Genomic DNA, 20,370 nt, shown 5'->3' with positions numbered 1-20,370 from the left:
AGGTGGCGGAGCCTGAAGCGGCTCGCCAGCGCCCTATCGAGGAGGAACGACAGCGTGACCTACGTCATCGCGCAGCCTTGTGTCGACGTCAAGGACAAGGCGTGCATTGAAGAGTGCCCGGTCGACTGCATCTACGAGGGCTCCCGGTCCTTGTACATCCACCCGGACGAATGCGTCGACTGTGGTGCCTGTGAGCCGGTCTGCCCGGTCGAGGCGATCTTCTACGAGGACGACACTCCGGAGGAGTGGAAGGACTACTACAAGGCGAACGTCGAGTTCTTCGACGAGCTCGGTTCGCCCGGCGGCGCCAGCAAGCTGGGACTGATCGAACGCGATCACTCCTTCATCGCCGCGCTGCCGCCACAGAACGGCTGAGAGCGGCCCGCGAGAAACCTGCGCCGCCTCGGTCCCGTACGGCCTGATCACCTTGATCGCCGTACGGGACCGAGGCGTTTGCCGTACGCACGTATGTGCATGTGTACGTGTCCTTCGTACCTGAAAGTGAGCCAGAGCCCGTGTCCGCAGTCTCCGACCGCCTCCCCACCTTCCCCTGGGACAAGCTGGAGCCGTACAAGAAGACGGCTGCCGCGCACCCGGACGGCATCGTCGACCTGTCGGTCGGCACCCCGGTCGACCCGGTCCCCGAGCTGATCCAGAAAGCGCTGGTCGACGCGGCCGACTCGCCGGGCTATCCGACCGTCTGGGGCACGCCCGCACTGCGTGACGCGCTCACCGCCTGGGTCGAGCGGCGCCTCGGCGCCCGGGGCATCACCCACCGCCACGTCCTCCCGATCGTCGGCTCCAAGGAACTGGTCGCCTGGCTGCCGACGCAGCTGGGCCTCGGCCCCGGCGACAAGGTCGCGTACCCGCGCCTGGCCTACCCGACGTACGAGGTGGGCGCCCGGCTGGCCCGCGCCGAGTACGAGGTCTACGACGACCCGACGACGGACCTGGACCCCACGAACCTCAAGCTCCTCTGGCTCAACTCACCCTCGAACCCCACGGGCCGGGTACTGAGCAAGGAGGAGCTGACGCGGACGGTCGCCTGGGCGCGCGAGCACGGTGTGCTGATCTTCTCCGACGAGTGCTACATCGAGCTGGGCTGGGAGGCCGACCCGGTCTCCGTACTGCACCCGGACGTGTGCGGCGGCTCGTACGAGGGCATCGTGTCCGTCCACTCCCTCTCCAAGCGTTCCAACCTCGCGGGCTACCGGGCCGCCTTCCTCGCCGGTGACCCGGAGGTCCTCGGCCCGCTCCTGCAGATCCGCAAGCACGGCGGCATGATGACCTCGGCGCCCACCCAGGCCGCGGTCGTGGCCGCGCTCGGCGACGACACGCACGTGCGCGAGCAGCGCGAACGGTACCTGGCCCGCCGTACGGCCCTGCGGGAGGCCCTGGTGGGGCACGGCTTCCGTATCGAGCACAGCGAGGCCAGCCTCTACCTGTGGGCCACCCGCGAGGAGTCCTGCTGGGACACCGTCGCCCACCTCGCCGCCCTGGGCATCCTGGTCGCACCGGGCGACTTCTACGGCACGGCGGGCGAGACCTTCGTCCGCGTGGCCCTGACGGCCACGGACGAGCGGGTGGCGGCGGCGGTCGCCCGCCTGTAGATCCGCCTGTAGGTCCGCCCTGTAGGTGTACGACGGAGGGGCCCGGGGAAGATCCCCGGGCCCCTCCGCCATCACCTGGTCTCGCGTCGGGTCAGCCCAGCGGCAGGCCCTGGAGGGGCAGCTGGCCGGCGCCGGGCAGGCCGCCCGTCGGCAGCGCGTCCGTCGGCAGGCCGCCCTTCGTGGCCGTCTCCGCGGTGCCGCCGACGATGTCACCGGCGTCGCCCGCCGCGCCGCCGGCCGTCTTCTGCGCGGCGGGCGTGGCCTTCTTGGAGACCTGGCCGCCGGTCTTGCCCGCGGTCGGCACGGACTTCTTGACCGCGTCGCCGCCGGTCTCACCCGCGAGCCCGGAGACGTTCTGAGCCGCGCCGTCGACGGTGCCGCCGACGTTCGCCGTGTCCAGGGCGGTCAGCCCGCCGAGGTTCGGGGTGGCGGGCAGACCGGCGGGCGCCGCGCTGGCGGAACCGGCCGCACCGACCCCGGCTGCCGCTCCCGCAGCGACGAGCAGCGCTGCACGGGCGATCCGGCGGGTCAGGGGGAGGGACATGATGCTCCTGAGTGTCGGTTGACTGTTGATCGTCCGGACTCGGACGCAGTGACTACCGCTCGAAGCCCCCTGAAGGTTGCGGCGCCCCAACGTAAAGAGTTGGCAATGCGTCGCATTATCGCCTGCGGATAAAAACGGGCAAAAGCCGCCCGGTCCGAAAGTCGGGTGAATCCTTACGGCTCGTTGCAGCCCTTTGTTCGCAAGGGTTCTGGCGGATACGGCACGGATACGGGAGCGACTCGGCGAAAACCTGCGCAGACTTCCGCCGGGACCCGCCAGGAGTGACCCGTGCGAGTGACGGTCCGTACACCTGCCCGTACTACTGCGCGGTGACGATCCGGACCGCGTCCGTGCCCTTCTCCGTGCCGACCGGGCGCCACTCGCTGTCGGTGTTGCCGGCCGTCCACCGGCGCCCCGCGTACGACACGTTCTCGATGTGCAGCGCCGAGGCGTTGGCCACCGCCCAGTGCGCCAGCTGCCAGCCGCGCTGCCGGACCGTCGTCCCGGCGGCCGTGTCGGTGTCCGGGAGCACGGGGAGGGTCACGGTCCGCCGTTCGGCGGCCGTCGTCGGCGTGGGTGCGGGCGTGGGAGCGGCGGCGGTACGGCCCACCTGCGCGCCGGCCACGTCCAGGACATCGCGGCCGAAGTCCCGTACGAGCGCGGCCCGTACGGCGTCCGGGCCGCCGGTCGGGGTGGCGTCCTGGCGGCCCTCGCAGGTCAGGGTGGCCGCCGCGCGCCCGGTCAGAGCCGCCGCCAGCAGCGTGGCGTCCGGCTCGTGCTTCGCGTACGCCTCCGGGTAGCCGCTGCGCTGCACGCGCTGCGCGGCCACGGTGAGCGGGAGGCGCGCATAGCCGGACACCTTGACGAGGTGGTCGTAGAACTCGCCCGCCGAGTAGGTCGGGTCCAGGATCTCCTTCTCCGTGCCCCAGCCCTGCGAGGGCCGCTGCTGGAACAGGCCCAGTGAATCCCGGTCGCCGTGGCTGATGTTGCGCAGCCCCGACTCCTGGAGCGCGGTCGCCAGCGCGATGGTGACGGCCCGCTCGGGCAGCCCGCGCGCGGTGCCCACCGCGGTGATCGTCGCCGCGTTGACCGCCTGCTCGGGGGTGAACGTGTACGCGGTTCCGTCGCCGTCGGCCGACACGACCTCGCAGGCCGGATCGCCGGGGCCACCGGTGACGTACTGCACCGCGAGATAGCCCGCGACGCCGAGCAGGACAAGGAAGGACGCCCCCCGGCGGAGGGGGCGGCCACGGCGTGTACGGGTGGGGGACGGTTCCGGCATCCGTCCAAGGTACTGGAGAGTAGGGTCCGCGGCTTCCGTGTTGGGTGAGGAGGGCGGACGGAAGGGGGCCCAGGGGCGCGGAGGGTCGGCGCGTTAGGGTCGTCGGCATGGCCGATACCCCGCTTGACCTCACGTCGGACGCTGCTCGCCTCACCGCGTGGCTCGTCGACTTCCCCTCGGAGAGCGGCGGCGAGAAGCCGCTCGCGGACGCGATCGAGACGGCCCTGCGCGGCCTCCCGCACCTCACGGTCGAGCGGTACGGCAACAACGTCGTCGCGCGGACGAACCTGGGCCGCGCGGAGCGCGTGATCCTGGCCGGCCATATCGACACGGTCCCGATCGCGGAAAACGTCCCCTCGCGGCTGGACGAGGACGGGGTCCTGTGGGGCTGCGGGACGTGTGACATGAAGTCCGGGGTCGCGGTGCAGTTGCGGATCGCGGCCACGGTCCCGGCACCGAACAGGGACCTGACGTTCGTCTTCTACGACCAGGAAGAGGTCGCCGCCGAGCTGAACGGCCTCAAGCATGTGGCCGAGGCCCACCCGGAGTGGCTGGAGGGCGACTTCGCGGTGCTCCTTGAGCCGTCCGACGGCCAGGTGGAGGGCGGCTGCCAGGGCACGCTGAGGGTGCTGCTGAAGACGGCGGGGGAGCGCGCCCACTCCGCGCGCAGCTGGATGGGCTCCAACGCGATCCACGCGGCGGCCCCGATCCTGGCCAAGCTGGCCTCGTACACGCCGCGTTACCCGGTGATCGACGGCCTGGAGTACCGCGAGGGCCTCAACGCGGTCCGCATCGGAGGCGGAGTGGCGGGCAACGTCATCCCGGACGAGTGCGTGGTGACGGTCAACTTCCGCTACGCGCCGGACCGTTCGGAGGCCGAGGCGCTGGCGCACGTCCAGGAGGTCTTCGCGGACTGCGGAGTGACGGAGTTCGTCGTCGACGACCACAGCGGCGCGGCCCTGCCCGGCCTCTCCCACCCGGCCGCCGCGGCCTTCATCGAGGCCGTGGGCGGCACCCCGCAGCCCAAGTACGGCTGGACGGACGTGTCGCGCTTCAGCGCGCTGGGCATGCCTGCGGTCAACTACGGCCCCGGGAACCCGCACTTGGCCCACAAGCGGGACGAAAGGGTGGAAACGGCGAAGATCCTGGCGGGAGAGGAACGGCTGCGGGCCTGGCTGACGTCATGACCCGAAGGACGACCCGGCCGGGGGCCGGGACAGCGCTTCCTGGCGGACACGCTCACGTCCCCCGTCCGTAACCGGCGTAGATCTACGCTGAGGTGGAACGACAGCAAGCGGAGGAAGGGAGCGGCCATGGCCAACGGCAACCCCGAGGGCAAGCAGCAGCCACCGGAGGAGCAGCGGCTGGGACCCGTGTTGCGCAGGCGCGACCAGGTCCAGGCGAGCACCACCGACCAGCGTCTCCTCGATGCGGGCGGCCCCTCCGACTGGGTCCACACGGACCCCTGGCGGGTCCTGCGCATCCAGTCGGAGTTCATCGAGGGCTTCGGCACCCTCGCCGAACTCCCGGCCGCGATCAGTGTGTTCGGCTCGGCGCGTACGAAGGCGGACTCACCGGAGTACGAGGCGGGCGTCCGCCTCGGCCGGGGCCTGGTGGAGGCAGGGTTCGCGGTGATCACGGGCGGCGGCCCGGGGGCGATGGAGGCGGCCAACAAGGGTGCGTGCGAGGCGAAGGGCGTCTCGGTGGGGCTTGGTATCGAGCTCCCCTTCGAGCAGGGGCTCAACCCGTACGTCGACATCGGCCTGAACTTCCGCTACTTCTTCGTCCGCAAGATGATGTTCGTGAAGTACGCGCAGGGCTTCGTGGTCCTGCCGGGCGGCCTGGGCACCCTGGACGAACTCTTCGAGGCCCTCACCCTCGTCCAGACCCAGAAGGTCACCCGCTTCCCGATCGTCCTCTTCGGGACCGAGTACTGGGGCGGCCTGATCGACTGGCTGAAGAACACCCTGATCGCCCAGGGCAAGGCCTCCGAGAAGGACCTGCTCCTGTTCCACGTCACGGACGACGTGGACGAGGCGGTCGCGCTGGTGTCGAAGGAGGCGGGCCGCTAGCGCTGGCCTCAACGGGCTTTGTCTCAAACGCCGGACGGGCTGGTATGTCAGCCCCTCCGGCGTTTGAGGAGCGGGGGTTCGGGGGGCGGAGCCCCCGAGGATGGGACGGGTAGGGGCGGCGGGGGGGAGAAGCGCCCCTACGCCAGCCCCCGCCGCGCCACCGCCGGAGGCCGGTGTCCCGCGATCGACGCCACCATGTCGATCACCTGCCGCGTCTCCGCGACCTCGTGGACGCGGTACACCCGCGCCCCCAGCCACATCGACACCGCGGTCGTCGCCAGCGTCCCCACCACCCGTTCCTTCAGCGGCCTGTCCAGCGTCTCGCCCACGAAGTCCTTGTTGGACAGGGACACCAGCACCGGCCACCCCGTCTCCACCATCTCCCCCAGCCGCCTCGTCGCCTCCAGACTGTGCCGCGTGTTCTTCCCGAAGTCGTGCCCGGGATCGATCATCACGGACTCCCGCGGCACCCCCAGCGACACCGCCCGCTCGGCCAGCCCGACGGTCACACGCAGGATGTCGGCCATGACATCCTCGTACGCCACCCGATGCGGACGCGTCCGAGGCCGCGCACCGCCCGCGTGCGTGCACACCAGCCCCACCCCATACCGCCCCGCGACCTCCGCGAGCCGCGGATCGACGCCGCCCCACGCGTCGTTCAGCAGATCGGCCCCCACCTCGCACACGGCCTCGCCGACCTCGGCCCGCCAGGTGTCCACGCTGATGATCACGTCAGGAAAGCGGCGGCGCACCTCCGCCACGAAGCCGACCGTCCGCCGCGCCTCTTCCTCCGCCGTGACTTCCTCACCAGGTCCCGCCTTCACCCCACCGATGTCGATGATGGCAGCACCCTCTGACACCGCCTGCTCCACGCGCGCGAGCGCGGGCTCGTCGCGGAAGGTGGCTCCCTGGTCGTAGAAGGAGTCCGGGGTCCGGTTCACGATCGCCATGATCACCGGTTCGTGCGCGTCGAATTCACGCCTGCCCAGCCTGAGCATCCCCTGTGACCTCTCCTAGTACGTTCCTGTGTCCGGCCTGCCAATCAGCCGCCTGCGACCCTAACCGTCAGACTCGCATGGCACGATCGGACCCTGACGCATTAGGCACCGCTACTTCCGATCCATCCGAATCCCGTGGGGACCCAGCGATGTTCATGTTCTTGTTCCTGGTCGTCGCGCTCGCCGTCGTGGTCGCCGCGGTGACGCTGGCCGTGGTGGGCGGCGGCGAGAGCGCCGTCCTGCCGGATGTCGCGCCCGAGCGGTTGCAGGACCCCCTGCCGCTCGACCGCCCGGTCGGCCGGGACGACGTCGAGTCCCTGCGCTTCCCGGTCGCCGCCCGCGGCTACCGGATGTCGGACGTCGACGACGCGCTCACCCGCCTCGGCGCCGAACTCGCCGAGCGGGACGCCCGTATCACCGACCTGGAGTCCGCGCTGGCCGGTGCCCGGGCCGCATCCCGGGTCACCATGGACAAGCCGGCCGAGGGGACCGAGCAGTGAGCGACGAGGGCGTGGCCCTCGCGGGCCCCGACGGCGCGCTGCGCTGCCCCTGGGCCCTGTCCACCGAGGACTACGTGGCCTACCACGACGAGGAGTGGGGCCGCCCGGTCCACGGCGACGACGCCCTCTTCGAACGGCTCTCCCTGGAGGCCTTCCAGTCCGGCCTCTCCTGGATCACCATCCTGCGCCGCAGGGCGGGCTTCCGCACCGCCTTCGCCGACTTCAAGATCTCGTCCGTCGCGGTCTTCACGGACGCCGACCGCGAACGGCTCCTCGCCGACGCCGGCATCATCCGCAACCGCGCGAAGGTCGACGCGACGATGGCCAACGCGCGCGTGCTGGCCGAATGGGCCCCCGGCGAGCTGGACGAACTGATCTGGTCCCACGCCCCCGATGCCACCACACGTCCGGTCCCCAAGACCCTGTCCGACGTCCCCGCGGTCACCCCGGAGTCGACGGCCCTGTCGAAGGCCCTGAAGAAGCGCGGCCTGCGCTTCGTGGGCCCGACGACGGCGTACGCACTGATGCAGGCGTGCGGGTTGGTCGACGACCACTTGGAAACCTGCGTGGCGAGAAGCGCCCCTTAGGGGCACGGGGCCGTATCGATGTGCGGCTCCGCCGCGTGGGCGCGACCAGCCCACCGCGGACCCGCACCCCACCACGGACCCCAGTTCCCCATGCCGCTCCCCCGGAGGGAACCTCAGCGGCCCAGATACTTCGGCTTCTCCTTGTTGACGAACGCCTGCACCGCGATCGCGTGGTCCTCCGACGCGCCCGCCCGTGACTGGAGTTCGTCCTCCTTCACCAGGGTCTCCTCCAGGGAGTGGGTGAGCCCGTACGCCATGGCCTCCTTGAGGGCCGCGTAGGCCACCGTCGGGCCGGCGGCCAGGGCGCGCGCCGTCTTCTCGGCCTCGGCCCGCAGCGCCGCCGCCGGGACGACCCGGTTGGCGATGCCCAGTTCGTATGCCTCCTGCGCCTTGATGCTGCGCGGGAACAGCAGCAGGTCGGCGGCGCGGCCCGGGCCGACCACGCGCGGGAGCGTCCAGGAGACGCCGGAGTCGGCGGTCAACGCGACGCCCGCGAACGAGGTGTTGAAGGCCGCCGTGTCCGCGACGACCCGGTAGTCCGCGGCGAGCGCGAAGCCGAAGCCGGCCCCGGCCGCGACGCCGTTGACGCCCGCCACCACGGGCTTGGGCATGCTCGTCAGGGCCCGCACGATGGGGTTGTAGTGCTCGCGGACCGTGGTCATGGTCTGGCCCGTGCCGGCCTCGCGGTCGGCGGCCAGCAGCCCGATGTGCTCCTTGAGGTCCTGGCCCACACAGAACGCCCGGTCGCCTGCGGCCGTCAGCAGCACCGCCCGTACGGCGCCGTCCGTGGCCGCTGCCTGGACCGCCTCCCGGAGCGCGACCTTGGTCGCGATGCTCAGCGCGTTCATCGCCTCGGGGCGGTTCAGCGTGATCGTCGCCAGCCCGTCGTGCACCTCGTAGAGCACGGTGTCGGCCATGGGGGTCCCCTCCGGAAGTCGCAGCTCCGTCGGGCGTACTGATCAGTACGCCCTCGTCCCATGACAGCATGGCGGAGATCACGCCCCGAGGAGAGGGCCGGTCATGTGACCTGCGTCAAAGAATTCCGGATCATCCGCAGTCGGCGGGAGTCCGCACGGCGGCGAAGTATCGCAGTCACATCGCCGAATTGGGTGGTTTTGCTCGCGCGCGTTGCCCAAGCGATGCCGACTGATGTTGGTCATAGGGTCCTGAGATGCGGGATAATGGCTGGGAAGCAATGTGTTCGATGCCGGTGACGTGCGTCCCATGAGGGGATGCGCGTGCCCTCCTAAGGGGCCGTCGGCGACGATGAGCTGGTTTCAGGAAGGGGAACGAGCATGGCGGCCATGAAGCCGCGGACGGGCGATGGCCCGCTCGAGGTGACAAAGGAGGGGCGGGGCATCGTCATGCGCGTTCCGCTCGAAGGCGGCGGTCGACTCGTCGTCGAGCTGACCCCTGACGAGGCCGACGCACTGGGCGACGCCCTCAAGAAGGTCGTCGGCTGACGCGGACGCGTCCATACCCTTGCAGCTGCCCCGGCATCGTGAACGTACGGTGCCGGGGCACTGTTGTGTCGTGGGTATGCCCCGCTTGCCGTCTGCCGTGACGGCTCAGCGCTTGACCGCGCACAGCAGGCCGTCGCCCACCGGCAGCAGGGACGGCACCAGTTCCTGGCTCTCCCGCACCGCGCGCAGCAGCTCCCGCAGCCGTATGACTTCGGTGGGCTGCGGGCCCGAATCGACCGTCCTGCCGTTCGCGAAAACGCCCTCGAAGACCACCACGCCACCCGTACGGAGCAGACGCAACGATTCAGCTAGATACTCCAGGCTCTCCAGCCGGTCGCCGTCGCAGAAGACCAGGTCGTAGCCGGCGTCCGCGAGCCGGGGCAGCACGTCCAGGGCGCGGCCCGGGATGAAGCGGGCACGGTTGCTGGCGAAGCCGCACGCCCGGAAGGCCTGGCGGGCGAACTGCTGGTGCTCCGGCTCCGGGTCGACCGTGGTGAGGACACCGTCCGCGCGCATGCCGTGCAGGAGGTACATCCCCGAGACGCCCGTCCCGGTGCCGATCTCCGCCACCGACTTGGCGTCCACGGAGGCGGCCAGCAGCCGCAGCGCGGCGCCCGTGCTGGGCGCCACCGAGCGCAGCCCTGCCTCGCGGGCCCGGTCCCGGGCCCAGCGCAGTGCTTCGTCCTCGGCGACAAAGGCGTCGGCGAACGCCCAGCTCGTCTGCCGGTTGCCGGTAATGACCCTCTCCTGTCCCCGCAGTTGCCTGGGCGTGACTGTATCCGTTGCCGCCGGGAACCCGCAGATGGGACCGGGCGTTTAGAGGGGTACGGGACGAGGTGGGTACGGACGGGCACAAGACATGGGGGCGAGCGGATGGACCAGGGCAGCGGGAACGCCGTGCAGGTGCTGGAGCAGCAGTATGAGCCGTATCAGCGCAGATCAATTTCTCGTAAAGCGGCTTATCCGGAGCTAACGGGCGAGGTGGCTATGGTAGGGGCTCCACTGGACACCACCAGAGCCGACAGGGGAGGTGCGGCTGCGCCTGTGGATCGGGGAGGAGCGCTGCGGCGTCTTCTCGGATCAGCGGGCCGGCCGAAATCCGTGAACAAGACTGCTGCTGACCCCAGCCACGCCGCTGACCGAGCCCAGACCGCGACCTTCACCACCGACGCGGACGGGCAGGCGTGGACTCCGCCCTCGTGGGAGGAGATCGTCAGCACGCACAGCGGCCGTGTCTACCGCCTGGCGTACCGCCTGACCGGCAACCAGCACGACGCCGAGGACCTCACACAGGAGGTCTTCGTCCGTGTCTTCCGCTCGCTGTCGACGTACACGCCCGGCACCTTCGAGGGCTGGCTGCACCGCATCACCACCAACCTCTTCCTGGACATGGTCCGCCGCAAGCAGCGCATCCGCTTCGACGCCCTCGGCGACGACGCGGCCGAGCGCCTGCCCAGCCGCGAGCCGTCCCCGCAGCAGGTCTTCAACGACGCGCACTTCGACGCGGACGTCCAGCAGGCGCTGGACACCCTCGCGCCCGAGTTCCGCGCCGCCGTCGTCCTGTGCGACATCGAGGGACTGTCGTACGAGGAGATCGCCGCGACGCTCGGCGTGAAGCTCGGCACCGTCCGCTCCCGTATCCACCGAGGCCGCTCCCAGCTCCGCAAGGCCCTCGCGCACCGCTCTCCGGAGGCCCGCGCCGAGCGCCGCTTCGCGGTGCCACGGGTGGCCGCGCTGGGAGGAGGGGGCGCGAGCGCGTGAGTGGATCACGGCCGTACTCTGCCGAGCGTCGCCTGGCCGAGCAGCATCTGGGAGACCGACTCTCCGCCCTGGTGGACGGGGAACTCGGTCATGAGACGCGCGAGCGCGTCCTGGCGCACCTGGCCACCTGTCCGAAGTGCAAGTCGGAGGCCGACGCACAGCGCCGTCTGAAGAGCGTCTTCGCGGAGATGGCACCGCCACCGCCGTCCGAGAGCTTCCTGGCCCGCCTCCAGGGGCTGCCAGGGGGAGGTGACACCGCCGGCGGCCCGCCGCTGGGCGGGGGAAGATTCGCCGACGAACTCTCCGGGATCTCCGGAGTCTCCGGACGGGCTGAACTCCCCGGCGGCTCAGGAATCTTCGGGATGAGGAGCGAGTCGTTCGGGTACGTTCCCGCCCGGCCGCACACCTCCGTGCTCCCGTCGGCTCCGGGCCGGGGCTTCCGTATCCATGACGTCAGCCGTCACGACGCCGACCGGCAGTCCTCGCGCGGGATGCGGTTCGCGTTCGCCGCCGCCGGCGCGGTGTCGCTGGCCGCGATCGCGCTGGGCGGGGTGTCGACGGGCGTTCCCGGCGACACCACGGACGCCCGGGGCACCTCCGGGGGCAGCAATGTGACGCCGATGCGTCCGCAGGGGGCGGGGGCCGCGACGGCTCCCGACAGCCAGCGGCGCCGGACGGTCGCTCCGCTGCTCGGGCAGGGGTTCGGCCAGGGCACGTTCGGACAGGGCACCTTCGGGCAAGCGCCGGTGGCGTCCACCGAGGCGTCCGCGCCGCTGCTGCCGGGTGTGCCGGCACCGGTGTCCGGGGACCGCGACCGGGCGGCGATGCATCCGCTGACCACGCCCGTCCTGGCCGCCGCCGCGGTGCTGTCTCCGCTCATACGTCCGCTGGAGGCCCCGCGGGTCGACCTGACCTCGTGGTCGACCGCACCCGGGGCGACGGTCCAGGGCCTGCTCATGGCACCAGGGTCCGACTCGTCCTCCTCACCGTCCCCTTCCACCTCCGGCACGATCCGCTGACCCGGCGAACCTGGTTGAATCCGAGGTGCGGACCGCGCAGCAGCGGTCCGTGGAGCGGCGGTTCGCGGTATCGACGACCCGCGGCTTCCGCCGAGGAGCCGTACCGCGGGCCGGGTGCGGGTGTGGGGAGAGCATGAACGAGGGGAAGCCCGCGAAGGCCAAGTGGTGGAGTCGGCCCCGGGGAGCAGGGACGCCCGGTCAGGAGACTCCGGCTTCCGGCGAGGGCTCGGTCGGAGGCGGCGTCGGGGGCGACTTCGAGCTGGAGCGGCCTCGGGCGGTGCCCGGTCGGGCCGACGGCGGGGACCGGGACGGCGACGGGGACTTCGAGCTTGCGGTGCCTGAGGCGGCGGGCCGGGATCGTGACGGGACGGGCGAAAGCGAGGACAGGGACGAGGGCACGGACGCAGACGGCGACTTCGAGTTGCCGCTGCCCGTTGCGGTGCCCGGCCTCGCGCCTGCCCCTGAGTTCTCCGGGCGGGGCGACTCGGCGAACGCGGCTGCGGTCGCGGGCGTCGGGGGCGGAAAGAGCGCCGACGGCATCGAGGACGCCGTGCCCGACGCGCTCGCCGTCGAGCCACCCCAATCCCTCCAGGCCCCTCAGCCTCTCCACGACCCCGATCCCTACAGCACCCCGCCCTACGGTCACCCCGGCCCCTGGGCGCCAGCTCCGCCGGTTCAGCACCCCGCGGTGACCCCGACGCACGGCACGGCCGTACCGGGGCCGCCGGCGCCCCAGGGCGTGTTGTCCGACGTACCTGGAGCGGACGGGCCCCAGGAGACGCCTCAGGACGCCTCTCAGGCCCCTCCGGGCTTCCCCCAGGCCCCTTCCGGTCTCCCTCCGGCGCCCCCGCCCTATGGCGTGCCCGCCACCGCCACCGCCCCCGTGTCGGACGTTCCGCCCCCGGAGTCTCCCGCCGGCCCCGACCCCTGGCGGCGCTACGACCCCTGGGCAGCCCCCGCCCCTCTCCAGCAGAGCGGGGCCGCCCTTGCCGGTGGTCCCGGTGGCCGGCCCAGGACGCGGAAGCGCGGGCTCGTTGTCGGGGCCGTGCTGCTCGCACTCCTCTCCGGGGGCGTCGGCGGTGCCGTCGGGTCGTATCTGGAGCGCAACGGTGCGGGCGGCGACAGTGTGCAGTTGCCGCAGGCCGAGAGCGACGAGTCCGTCGGGCGGGCCCCGGACAGCGTGGCCGGGATCGCCGCGCGTGCGCTGCCCAGCGTGGTGACGCTGCATGTGCGCGGCGCCGACGCGCAGGGCACCGGCACCGGGTTCGTGCTCGACGGCCGGGGACACATCCTCACCAACAACCACGTGGTCGAGCCCGCCGGCGGGGACGGCGAGATAACCGTGACGTTCAGCGGTGGTGAGACGGCCGAGGCCGAGATCGTCGGACGGGACAGCGGATACGACCTCGCCGTGGTCAAGGTGAGCGGGGTCGGCGGGCTCCGGCCGGTGGTCCTCGGGAACTCCGACGACGTGCGGGTGGGCGACCCCGTCGTCGCCATCGGGGCCCCCTTCGACCTCGCCAACACCGTCACGTCCGGGATCATCAGCGCCAAGGAACGGCCCATCACCGCCGGGGGCGGCGACGCGGACGGGAGTGATGTGTCGTACGTCGACGCGCTCCAGACCGACGCGCCCATCAACCCGGGCAACTCCGGCGGGCCGCTGCTCGACGCCCGGGCCAGGGTCGTCGGGATCAACTCGGCGATCCGGTCCGCCGACATGGGCTCGGGGCTGGAGGGCACGCAGTCCGGTTCGATAGGGCTCGGGTTCGCCATCCCCATCAACCAGGGCAAGCGCGTCGCCGAGGAACTGATCAACACGGGCAGGGCGACGCACCCGGTCATCGGCGTCACCCTCGACATGGACTACACCGGCGACGGCGCCCGTGTGGGCACGGAGAGCAACGACGGCGGGCCGGCGGTCACCGCCGGCGGCCCCGGCGACCGGGCCGGCCTGGAGTCCGGCGACGTCATCACCGAGGTCGACGGACGGCGCGTGCACTCCGGTGAGGAACTGATCGTCAAGATCCGTGCCCACCGCCCCGGTGACCGCCTGGAGATGTCCCTGGAGCGTGGTGGCCTGGAACGGACGGTCACCCTCGTCCTGGGCTCTTCCGGAGGTAACTGACAGAAACGTCACAGGTGGGGGGCCCGTAGCGCCCCCCGCTAGGCAAACATCGCGGAAAACCGGTCGGGTACACGCACTCTCGGACCCCCGGACGGTACCGGTCCGACAGGATCGCCGGGTACCGTGGAACCGGCCCGGACCACGGAAGACCGCGAAGACCGCACGGACCACCGAGGGCCGAGGACCGAGGACATCGCAAGGAGCTTCAGGTGTTCAATGACATAGGACCGCTCGAGCTGGTCACGCTCGTGCTCCTCGCTGTGCTCGTCTTCGGTCCGGAGAAGCTTCCGAAGATGATCCAGGACGTCACACGCACCATCCGCAAGATCCGGGAGTTCTCGGAGGGCGCGAAGCAGGACATCCGCCAGGAACTGGGCCCGGAGTTCAAGGACTTCGAGTTCGAGGACCTGAACCCCAAGACGTTCATCCGCAAGCAGCTGGACAACGACGAGCTGGGGCTCAAGGAGATCCGCAACGGCTTCGACCTGAAGAAGGAGATGGCCGAGGTCACGGACGCGGTCCACGGCCGCGACACGGACACGGGGTCTTCTTCTTCGTCCTCCGCGTCGTCCTCTTCCGGTTCCTCCGGTGGGACCATCGACATGACGAAGAAGCCCGAGCCGGACGAGCGCCCGCCCTTCGACGCGGACGCCACCTGACCGTCGTACGGCTGCCGAACGCCCGTGTGCGCGTGACGTGACTCATACTCCGAGCGGGCCTCGCACGGCCTGATCCGGACGTTCGCACGCCCCGCGCGCCGGGCGGTTTCCGTGCTGCTCGGAGCGGGGTGGCTATGCTGCCGAGTTGTTGTGGGGCCGTACGTCAGCGAGCAACGCCGCCCGAAGGGGGGCGGGCCGCTCCGGGCCGACGAGAACGAGGAGGCGTCCGGGTACATGGAGACGACAAGTCGGGTGGGCGCGCAGGCGCCGGCCGCGGAGGGCGGACAACAGGTCCCCTCCGCCCGGCGCACGGTCGACGGCTACCTGCTGGCGCCCTTCCCTTGGTACGGCCTCGACGAGGCCTTCACGGGACCGCGCTGGCTGATGCAGGTGGGTACGGCGGCCGACGGCGCCGTCGAGCACGGTTCGATCGGGCACGGCGACGAACCCTCCATCAGGCACGAGGCCATGGGGGAGGACAAGGAGCGGTTCGCGGTGGTCGTCACCGTGGCCGCCAATCCGGTACGGCGCAGCGCGGACGGCACGGGGCTGCTGGAGGCCACGTCGGTCTCGTCGGCGGCCTGGCTGGCCGGTGTGGGGCTGCTGTCCTTCACGTGGCCCGGCCAGATGGACCACACCCTGCGGGACGACTGGCTCGACCAGCAGACGGAGACGGCATGGGTCCTCGCGGACGATCTCGCCGGCGATGACTGGTCCACCCTCTCCCTCCCGGTCGACGGGGTGCCGACGCCCTTCCACTACCGCGAGTCCGAGTTCGGCTGGGTGCTCGCCGGGTCGACCCAGGAAGGCGTCCACGTGGGCGCGTACGGGCGCGGCATGAGCGCGTACGGGTTGGGCTTCGCCGTGATCAAGGATATTGGCGTGTACGCATGAGAAAGGGGCGCCGTGGGGTTGCGGCGCCCCTTCCTCGTGGGTGCGTGGGGTTGTGTGGCGGGTGCTGCGCCGTCGTGGCTTGTCGCGCCCACGCGGCGGAGCCGTAAATGTCACAGCCTCGCGCCCCTAAAGGCCCCGGCTGACGCCCGTCAGAACTTGTTCCTCGGGGTGATCCCGAGGGACAGACCCGAAAGGCCGCGCTGTCGGCCGCCCAGCTTGCCCGCGATGGCGCGCAGGGCGGCGCCCGCCGGGGAGTCGGGGTCCGTCAGGACGATCGGCTTGCCCTCGTCGCCGCCCTCGCGCAGGCGGACGTCGATCGGGATCGAGCCGAGGACCGGGACCGTCGCCCCGGTCGTGCGGGTCAGGCCGTCCGCCACGCTCTGGCCGCCGCCCGTGCCGAAGACGTCGACCATCTCGTCGCAGTGCGGGCAGGGCAGGCCGGCCATGTTCTCGACCACGCCGACGATCTTCTGGTGGGTCTGGACGGCGATGGAGCCCGCACGCTCGGCCACCTCGGCCGCCGCCTGCTGAGGGGTCGTCACGACGATGATCTCGGCGTTCGGGACCAGCTGGGCGACGGAGATCGCGATGTCGCCCGTGCCCGGCGGGAGGTCCAGGAGCAGGACGTCCAGGTCGCCCCAGTAGACGTCCGCCAGGAACTGCTGGAGGGCACGGTGGAGCATCGGGCCGCGCCAGACGACCGCGGAGTTGCCCGGGGTGAACATGCCGATGGAGATGACCTTCACGCCGTGCGCGGACGGCGGCATGATCATGTTCTCGACCTGGGTCGGAGTCCCCTCGGCGCCCAGCATGCGCGGCACCGAGTGGCCGTAGATGTCGGCGTCGACCACGCCCACCTTGAGGCCGTCGGCCGCCATCGCCGCCGCCAGGTTGACCGTGACGGACGACTTGCCGACACCGCCCTTGCCGGACGCGACCGCGTACACGCGCGTGAGGGAGCCCGGTTTGGCGAAGGGGACCTCGCGCTCGGCCTGGCCGCCGCGCAGGGCGGACGCCAGATCCTTGCGCTGGCTGTCGCTCATGACGTCCAGTTCGACGTCGACGCGCGTGACACCCTCGACCCGCGAGACCGCCTCCGTCACGTTCTTCGTGATCGTGTCACGCATCGGGCAGCCGGAGACCGTCAGGTACACGCCGACCGCGACCGCCCCGTCCGCGCCGACGACCACCGACTTCACCATCCCCAGCTCGGTGATGGGTCGCTGGATCTCGGGGTCGTTCACCGTCGCCAGTGCTTCACGCACCGCGTCTTCCGTAGCCATAACCACGATGGTACGGCGCCGCACACGAACCCCGGAAAGCCCGTTACCGGTCGTCTACGTCACGTCCCCGCGGCCGTTCTGCCGGGAATACGCCGGGTCGGTCCGGCGGACCCTCCGCATACCGCTCCTCCAGGTCCCTGACCAGGTCCTGGAGCTCGGAGCGGATCCAGTCCCGGGTCGCGACCTCGCCGAGCCCGGCGCGCAGTGAGGCGATCTCGCGGGTCAGGTACTCGGTGTCGGCGATCGACCGCTCGTTCTGCTTGCGGTCCTGTTCGAGGTTGACGCGGTCGCGGTCGTCCTGCCGGTTCTGCGCGAGCAGGATCAGCGGGGCCGCGTACGAGGCCTGGAGCGACAGCATGAACGTCAGGAAGATGAACGGGTAGTGGTCGAAGCGCAGGTCGGCCGGTGCGGAGGTGTTCCACAGCACCCAAATGATGATGACGACGGTCATCCAGACGATGAAGCGCCCGGTCCCGAGGAAGCGCGCGATGCGTTCGGACAGCCGTCCGAAGGCCTCGGGGTCGTACTCGGGCAGCAGCCGGCGCCGGGGCGCGCGCGGCTGGTCGAGGCGCACCCTGGGACGGCCGGCCGCCGTGGCTCCGGTGGCCGCGCGCTCGCGGGTGCCGGTCTCGCGCTCAGGAGCCATGGACACCCGCCTCCCCGGCCGAGGGAGCGGCCTCGTCGAGGTGGAACTCCGTCTCCCGCCAGTCCTCGGGCAGCATGTGGTCGAGGACGTCGTCCACGGTCACCGCGCCGAGCAGCGACCCGCTCTCGTCGACCACCGGCGCCGCCACCATGTCGTACGTCGCGAAGAAACCGGCGACGACCGGCAGTTCGGCGTCCGGGGAGAGCGGCTGCAGGTCGTCGTCGACGAGGGAACCGACCAGCGTGTACGGCGGGTCGCGCAGCAGCCGCTGGAAGTGGACGGCGCCCAGGTACTTGCCGGTCGGCGTCTCGTCCGGCGGACGGCACACGTACACCTGGGCGGCGAGCGCGGGGGAGAGGTCGGGGTTGCGGACCCGGGCCAGCGCGTCGGCGACGGTCGCGTCCGGCCGCAGCACGATCGGCTCCGTCGTCATCAGACCGCCCGCCGTGTCCTCCCGGTAGGCCATCAGCCGGCGCATGTCGGCCGCGTCGCCGGGCTGCATCAGACTCAGCAGCCGCTCCTGGTCCACCTCGGGCAGCTCACCGAGCAGGTCGGCCGCGTCGTCCGGGTCCATCGCCTCCAGGACGTCCGCGGCGCGCTCCTCCTTGAGCTTGCCGAGGATCTCGATCTGGTCGTCCTCGGGCAGCTCTTCGAGTACGTCGGCCAGCCGGTCGTCGTCGAGGGCGGCGGCCACCTCGGCGCGCCGCTTGGGGGAGAGGTGGTGCAGGACGTTGGCGAGGTCGGCGGGGCGCAGCTGCTCGAAGGTGGCGAGGAGGCTCTCGGCGCCCTGCCCGTCCTCCTCCAGGGAGAACCCGGTGACGGCGGACCAGTCGACGGTCAGCGTCTCGCCGGTGTTGCGCCGGAAGGCTCCGCCGCGGCCCTTCTTGCGTACGAAGACCCGGTCGATCTCCCAGTCCCGGCGGGCCGGCAGCTGTCGTACCGCCACGTCCAGGACGGTGACCTCCTCGTCGGTCTCGACGAGGGTGACGCGCCGGTCGAGGAGTTCGCCCAGGACGAGCCGCTCGGTGGGGCGCTGCTCGAAGCGCCGGACGTTCAGCACGCCCGTGGTGATGACCTGGCCGGACTCGATGCCGGTGACGCGGGTCATGGGCATGAAGACACGGCGCCGGGTGGTGAGTTCGACGACCAGACCGAGCAGCCGGGGCGGGCGGCGGCCGACGCGCAGCATGGCGACGAGGTCGCGCACCCGGCCCACCTGATCGCCGTTCGGGTCGAAGACGGCCGTACCGGCGAGGTGCGAGACGAAGACCCGGGGTGAGCCTGCAGCCATGCCGCGCCTCCTGCCTCTGAGTACGGTCTCTGTGTGCGCTGCGGGGAGCGCGTCGGATTGCGTCCGGGGGTTCCGAAATGCCTGCTCGGATGGGCTTCAGGCTAGCCCGTCCCGTTCGGGTCCGCCCTGGTGGGGGGGTCCGGACGGACTGGCTCCGCCGGGGGCCGACGGCACCGGTACGCTGCCGTCCACACCCCTCAGGACACCCGTACGAGAGGCAGCCCCGCCTGTGTCTGCGAATCCCCGTGGCCGTACCCGCAGCGCCGGACTGGTGGGCGCGATGTGCGCCCTGGTCGTGACGGGGACAGGGCTGACAGGATGCGGCGCCGATCCGGACGAGGGCACGAACGGGGTCGGCAAGCTGCCGGCCGACACCATCCAGACCAAGACCCGTACCGCCGCCGAGTCCGCCACCTCCGTACGGCTCTCCGGGAGCGTGGTGACCAACGGGACCACGTACACCCTCGACATGCGCCTCAAGGACGACGGCGGCACCGGGTCGGTCACCTCGAAGGGGGCGACGTTCCGGCTGCTGAGGGTCGGGGAGCACCTCTTCCTGAAGGCCAACGCCGCGTTCTGGAGCCACGAGGACAACGGCAAGGGGGAGGACAGCGGCTCGGACGCGGCAGCCGCCGAGAAGCTGGGTGGCCTGTACGTGAAGGTGCCGGTCGGCGACCCCTCGTACAAGAAGTTCAGCGGGTTCACGGACAAGGACGTGCTCCTGGACGGTCTGCTCACCCTGCACGGCAGCCTCGCCACGGACGGCCGCCACAAGCAGTCGGGCGTCCGCACGATCCGCATCACCGGCGACGAGGGCTCCGGCGGCACGCTGGACGTCTCCCTGGAGGGCTCCCCGTACCCCCTGCGGCTGGTGCGCGCGGGCGGGGCGGGGACGCTGCTGCTGAGCGACTGGGGCAAGGATTTCCCCCTGGAGGAGCCGGAGAAGGACGAGACGGTGGACTACGGTCAGCAGTTGCCGTCGTCCTGAGAGGCCGGGCGTCCAAACGGGACTGGTGAACTCCGGTGCGGTAGAGCGCCCCTTAAGGGGCGCGGGGAACTGCGCGACCAGCCCCCACCGGCCCGCAGGCGAAAGAACCGCCTATCCGGCCGACCGCTTGCGCTTCTTGAACAGCAGACGAGGTACCCCCGCCGGGATCGGTTCCCGGGTCGTTGCCGGGGTCGGCAGTGGCGGCGCCGACAGTGAACCGTCGGGGAGTGCACGCGTTTCTCCGGCGTGCGGGACCAACCTCACCACCCTGCATTCACGCGCCCACCGCTCCGGCATGGCCTCGCCGTCGGGCGCGTTCAGGCGCTTGCCCTTCAGCTCGGCGACAGCCGCCTCCCACTCCGGGGAGTGCGGGGCCAGCTCCACGACCGTCGCCGGCCAGGTGACGAGCCGTCCGCCCTTGTCCTTGCTGCGGACGGTGACCTCCGCCTCCGCCCCCTCGGAGAGCCCCGGCAGCGGCTGCTCACCGGGCCCGTCGCCGACCAGGACGGCCGCGCCCTCGTGCCAGACGTGCCACAGGGCGCGGGAGGGGCCGGCGGGGCCCTTGACCCAGATGAGGCCGGACTTCTTCGTGGCCTCCTCGACGAGGGCCCGGTCGAGCAGCGTGTCAGTCATGGGCAGAAGGGT

General features: G+C 71.4%; 22 protein-coding genes. 13 read left to right on the top strand and 9 right to left on the bottom strand.

Annotation, left to right across the window (positions count from 1 at the left end; translation table 11 throughout):
* Nucleotides 1-54 precede the first annotated feature (54 nt).
* Nucleotides 55-375, top strand: coding sequence for a ferredoxin (gene fdxA, locus ACH4TV_RS09750; RefSeq protein ID WP_369034909.1), 321 nt, complete (start codon nucleotides 55-57; stop codon nucleotides 373-375).
* 140 nt (nucleotides 376-515) lie between these two features.
* Nucleotides 516-1,610, top strand: a complete 1,095-nt coding sequence (locus tag ACH4TV_RS09745) for a bifunctional succinyldiaminopimelate transaminase/glutamate-prephenate aminotransferase (protein ID WP_398396042.1) — start codon at nucleotides 516-518, stop codon at nucleotides 1,608-1,610.
* Between the two features lie 91 nt (nucleotides 1,611-1,701).
* Here ACH4TV_RS09745 and ACH4TV_RS09740 read toward each other — a convergent pair whose 3' ends face one another.
* Nucleotides 1,702-2,154 (bottom strand): ATP-binding protein, encoded by a 453-nt coding sequence (locus ACH4TV_RS09740; RefSeq protein ID WP_398396040.1) that lies wholly within the window; start codon nucleotides 2,152-2,154, stop codon nucleotides 1,702-1,704.
* A gap of 319 nt (nucleotides 2,155-2,473) precedes the next feature.
* Nucleotides 2,474-3,436 carry a heavy metal transporter gene (locus ACH4TV_RS09735; protein ID WP_398396039.1) on the bottom strand — a complete coding sequence of 321 codons (963 nt, stop codon included), beginning with the start codon at nucleotides 3,434-3,436 and terminating at the stop codon, nucleotides 2,474-2,476.
* A 107-nt stretch (nucleotides 3,437-3,543) separates the two neighbouring features.
* Between ACH4TV_RS09735 and dapE the strand changes: the two genes are divergently transcribed.
* The gene (gene dapE, locus ACH4TV_RS09730) at nucleotides 3,544-4,623 is read left to right on the top strand and encodes a succinyl-diaminopimelate desuccinylase (protein WP_398396037.1); all 1,080 of its coding nucleotides are present in this window, start codon (nucleotides 3,544-3,546) and stop codon (nucleotides 4,621-4,623) included.
* Nucleotides 4,624-4,749: 126 nt separating this feature from the next.
* Entirely contained in the window at nucleotides 4,750-5,508 is a 759-nt protein-coding gene (locus ACH4TV_RS09725) for a TIGR00730 family Rossman fold protein (protein WP_398396035.1), read from the top strand.
* A gap of 137 nt (nucleotides 5,509-5,645) precedes the next feature.
* On the opposite strand, the gene folP is transcribed toward ACH4TV_RS09725, so the two are convergent.
* Nucleotides 5,646-6,506, bottom strand: a complete 861-nt coding sequence (folP, locus tag ACH4TV_RS09720) for a dihydropteroate synthase (protein WP_398396033.1) — start codon at nucleotides 6,504-6,506, stop codon at nucleotides 5,646-5,648.
* A gap of 149 nt (nucleotides 6,507-6,655) precedes the next feature.
* Here folP and ACH4TV_RS09715 point away from each other — a divergent pair, with 149 nt between their 5' ends.
* Both ACH4TV_RS09715 and ACH4TV_RS09710 read left to right on the top strand, forming a co-directional pair.
* Entirely contained in the window at nucleotides 6,656-7,006 is a 351-nt protein-coding gene (locus ACH4TV_RS09715) for a DivIVA domain-containing protein (protein ID WP_398396032.1), read from the top strand.
* Complete coding sequence (locus ACH4TV_RS09710) at nucleotides 7,003-7,593, top strand: DNA-3-methyladenine glycosylase I (RefSeq protein ID WP_398396030.1); 591 nt, start codon at nucleotides 7,003-7,005, stop codon at nucleotides 7,591-7,593. Before ACH4TV_RS09715 ends, ACH4TV_RS09710 begins: the two co-directional genes overlap by 4 nt.
* 113 nt (nucleotides 7,594-7,706) lie before the next feature.
* Here ACH4TV_RS09710 and ACH4TV_RS09705 read toward each other — a convergent pair whose 3' ends face one another.
* Nucleotides 7,707-8,510: an enoyl-CoA hydratase/isomerase family protein gene (locus ACH4TV_RS09705; RefSeq protein WP_398396028.1), complete on the bottom strand. Its 804-nt coding sequence runs from the start codon at nucleotides 8,508-8,510 to the stop codon at nucleotides 7,707-7,709.
* 378 nt (nucleotides 8,511-8,888) lie between these two features.
* Here ACH4TV_RS09705 and ACH4TV_RS09700 point away from each other — a divergent pair, with 378 nt between their 5' ends.
* Nucleotides 8,889-9,056 carry a DUF3117 domain-containing protein gene (locus tag ACH4TV_RS09700; RefSeq protein ID WP_003966491.1) on the top strand — a complete coding sequence of 56 codons (168 nt, stop codon included), beginning with the start codon at nucleotides 8,889-8,891 and terminating at the stop codon, nucleotides 9,054-9,056.
* 105 nt (nucleotides 9,057-9,161) lie between these two features.
* On the opposite strand, the gene ACH4TV_RS09695 is transcribed toward ACH4TV_RS09700, so the two are convergent.
* Nucleotides 9,162-9,860, bottom strand: coding sequence for an O-methyltransferase (locus ACH4TV_RS09695; protein ID WP_398396579.1), 699 nt, complete (start codon nucleotides 9,858-9,860; stop codon nucleotides 9,162-9,164).
* A 183-nt stretch (nucleotides 9,861-10,043) separates the two neighbouring features.
* On the opposite strand from ACH4TV_RS09695, the gene sigE reads away from it, so the two are divergent.
* From sigE to ACH4TV_RS09670, 5 genes are all read left to right on the top strand, one after another.
* Nucleotides 10,044-10,817, top strand: coding sequence for an RNA polymerase sigma factor SigE (gene sigE / locus ACH4TV_RS09690; RefSeq protein ID WP_398396026.1), 774 nt, complete (start codon nucleotides 10,044-10,046; stop codon nucleotides 10,815-10,817).
* On the top strand, nucleotides 10,814-11,836 hold the full coding sequence (locus ACH4TV_RS09685) for an anti-sigma factor family protein (protein ID WP_398396023.1): 1,023 nt from the start codon (nucleotides 10,814-10,816) through the stop codon (nucleotides 11,834-11,836). The genes sigE and ACH4TV_RS09685 overlap by 4 nt, the downstream gene beginning before the upstream one ends.
* Before the next feature lie 133 nt (nucleotides 11,837-11,969).
* The gene (locus ACH4TV_RS09680) at nucleotides 11,970-13,964 is read left to right on the top strand and encodes a trypsin-like peptidase domain-containing protein (RefSeq protein WP_398396021.1); all 1,995 of its coding nucleotides are present in this window, start codon (nucleotides 11,970-11,972) and stop codon (nucleotides 13,962-13,964) included.
* A gap of 209 nt (nucleotides 13,965-14,173) precedes the next feature.
* Entirely contained in the window at nucleotides 14,174-14,623 is a 450-nt protein-coding gene (locus ACH4TV_RS09675) for a sec-independent translocase (protein ID WP_398396019.1), read from the top strand.
* A gap of 234 nt (nucleotides 14,624-14,857) precedes the next feature.
* A complete protein-coding gene (locus ACH4TV_RS09670; RefSeq protein WP_398396017.1) occupies nucleotides 14,858-15,517 on the top strand; it encodes a hypothetical protein in 660 nt (219 codons plus the stop codon).
* A gap of 149 nt (nucleotides 15,518-15,666) precedes the next feature.
* Here the strand turns inward: ACH4TV_RS09670 and ACH4TV_RS09665 are convergent, their stop codons facing one another.
* The 3 genes from ACH4TV_RS09665 to ACH4TV_RS09655 are packed head-to-tail and all read right to left on the bottom strand — an operon-like array spanning nucleotide 15,667 to nucleotide 18,737.
* A complete protein-coding gene (locus ACH4TV_RS09665; RefSeq protein ID WP_398396016.1) occupies nucleotides 15,667-16,800 on the bottom strand; it encodes an Mrp/NBP35 family ATP-binding protein in 1,134 nt (377 codons plus the stop codon).
* Nucleotides 16,801-16,843: 43 nt separating this feature from the next.
* Nucleotides 16,844-17,446 (bottom strand): DUF1003 domain-containing protein, encoded by a 603-nt coding sequence (locus ACH4TV_RS09660; protein WP_398396014.1) that lies wholly within the window; start codon nucleotides 17,444-17,446, stop codon nucleotides 16,844-16,846.
* On the bottom strand, nucleotides 17,436-18,737 hold the full coding sequence (locus tag ACH4TV_RS09655; RefSeq protein WP_398396012.1) for a magnesium transporter MgtE N-terminal domain-containing protein: 1,302 nt from the start codon (nucleotides 18,735-18,737) through the stop codon (nucleotides 17,436-17,438). Before ACH4TV_RS09655 ends, ACH4TV_RS09660 begins: the two co-directional genes overlap by 11 nt.
* Nucleotides 18,738-19,017: 280 nt before the next feature.
* Here ACH4TV_RS09655 and ACH4TV_RS09650 point away from each other — a divergent pair, with 280 nt between their 5' ends.
* Nucleotides 19,018-19,725, top strand: coding sequence for a hypothetical protein (locus tag ACH4TV_RS09650; protein ID WP_398396577.1), 708 nt, complete (start codon nucleotides 19,018-19,020; stop codon nucleotides 19,723-19,725).
* Between the two features lie 111 nt (nucleotides 19,726-19,836).
* Here the strand turns inward: ACH4TV_RS09650 and ACH4TV_RS09645 are convergent, their stop codons facing one another.
* A complete protein-coding gene (locus ACH4TV_RS09645) occupies nucleotides 19,837-20,358 on the bottom strand; it encodes a hypothetical protein (protein ID WP_398396010.1) in 522 nt (173 codons plus the stop codon).
* Nucleotides 20,359-20,370: the final 12 nt, after the last annotated feature.

The organism is Streptomyces sp. NPDC020898, from assembly GCF_044333925.1.
Classification (GTDB): Bacteria; Actinomycetota; Actinomycetes; order Streptomycetales; family Streptomycetaceae; genus Streptomyces.
Note: the sequence above shows the minus strand (reverse complement) of the source record. Positions and strands in the feature narration are given on the sequence as shown.

Bases quoted from the DNA above. Each gene is read 5' to 3' on its own strand.
- ACH4TV_RS09740 (WP_398396040.1), bottom strand. From the start codon at position 2,154: ATGTCCCTCCCCCTGACCCGCCGGATCGCCCGTGCAGCGCTGCTCGTC.
- ACH4TV_RS09680 (WP_398396021.1), top strand. From the start codon at position 11,970: ATGAACGAGGGGAAGCCCGCGAAGGCCAAGTGGTGGAGTCGGCCCCGG.
- sigE (WP_398396026.1), top strand. From the start codon at position 10,044: ATGGTAGGGGCTCCACTGGACACCACCAGAGCCGACAGGGGAGGTGCG.
- dapE (WP_398396037.1), top strand. From the start codon at position 3,544: ATGGCCGATACCCCGCTTGACCTCACGTCGGACGCTGCTCGCCTCACC.
- ACH4TV_RS09700 (WP_003966491.1), top strand. From the start codon at position 8,889: ATGGCGGCCATGAAGCCGCGGACGGGCGATGGCCCGCTCGAGGTGACA.
- folP (WP_398396033.1), bottom strand. From the start codon at position 6,506: ATGCTCAGGCTGGGCAGGCGTGAATTCGACGCGCACGAACCGGTGATC.
- ACH4TV_RS09665 (WP_398396016.1), bottom strand. From the start codon at position 16,800: ATGGCTACGGAAGACGCGGTGCGTGAAGCACTGGCGACGGTGAACGAC.
- ACH4TV_RS09670 (WP_398396017.1), top strand. From the start codon at position 14,858: ATGGAGACGACAAGTCGGGTGGGCGCGCAGGCGCCGGCCGCGGAGGGC.
- ACH4TV_RS09725 (WP_398396035.1), top strand. From the start codon at position 4,750: ATGGCCAACGGCAACCCCGAGGGCAAGCAGCAGCCACCGGAGGAGCAG.
- ACH4TV_RS09715 (WP_398396032.1), top strand. From the start codon at position 6,656: ATGTTCATGTTCTTGTTCCTGGTCGTCGCGCTCGCCGTCGTGGTCGCC.
- ACH4TV_RS09650 (WP_398396577.1), top strand. From the start codon at position 19,018: ATGTGCGCCCTGGTCGTGACGGGGACAGGGCTGACAGGATGCGGCGCC.
- ACH4TV_RS09735 (WP_398396039.1), bottom strand. From the start codon at position 3,436: ATGCCGGAACCGTCCCCCACCCGTACACGCCGTGGCCGCCCCCTCCGC.
- ACH4TV_RS09660 (WP_398396014.1), bottom strand. From the start codon at position 17,446: ATGGCTCCTGAGCGCGAGACCGGCACCCGCGAGCGCGCGGCCACCGGA.
- ACH4TV_RS09645 (WP_398396010.1), bottom strand. From the start codon at position 20,358: ATGACTGACACGCTGCTCGACCGGGCCCTCGTCGAGGAGGCCACGAAG.
- ACH4TV_RS09705 (WP_398396028.1), bottom strand. From the start codon at position 8,510: ATGGCCGACACCGTGCTCTACGAGGTGCACGACGGGCTGGCGACGATC.
- ACH4TV_RS09655 (WP_398396012.1), bottom strand. From the start codon at position 18,737: ATGGCTGCAGGCTCACCCCGGGTCTTCGTCTCGCACCTCGCCGGTACG.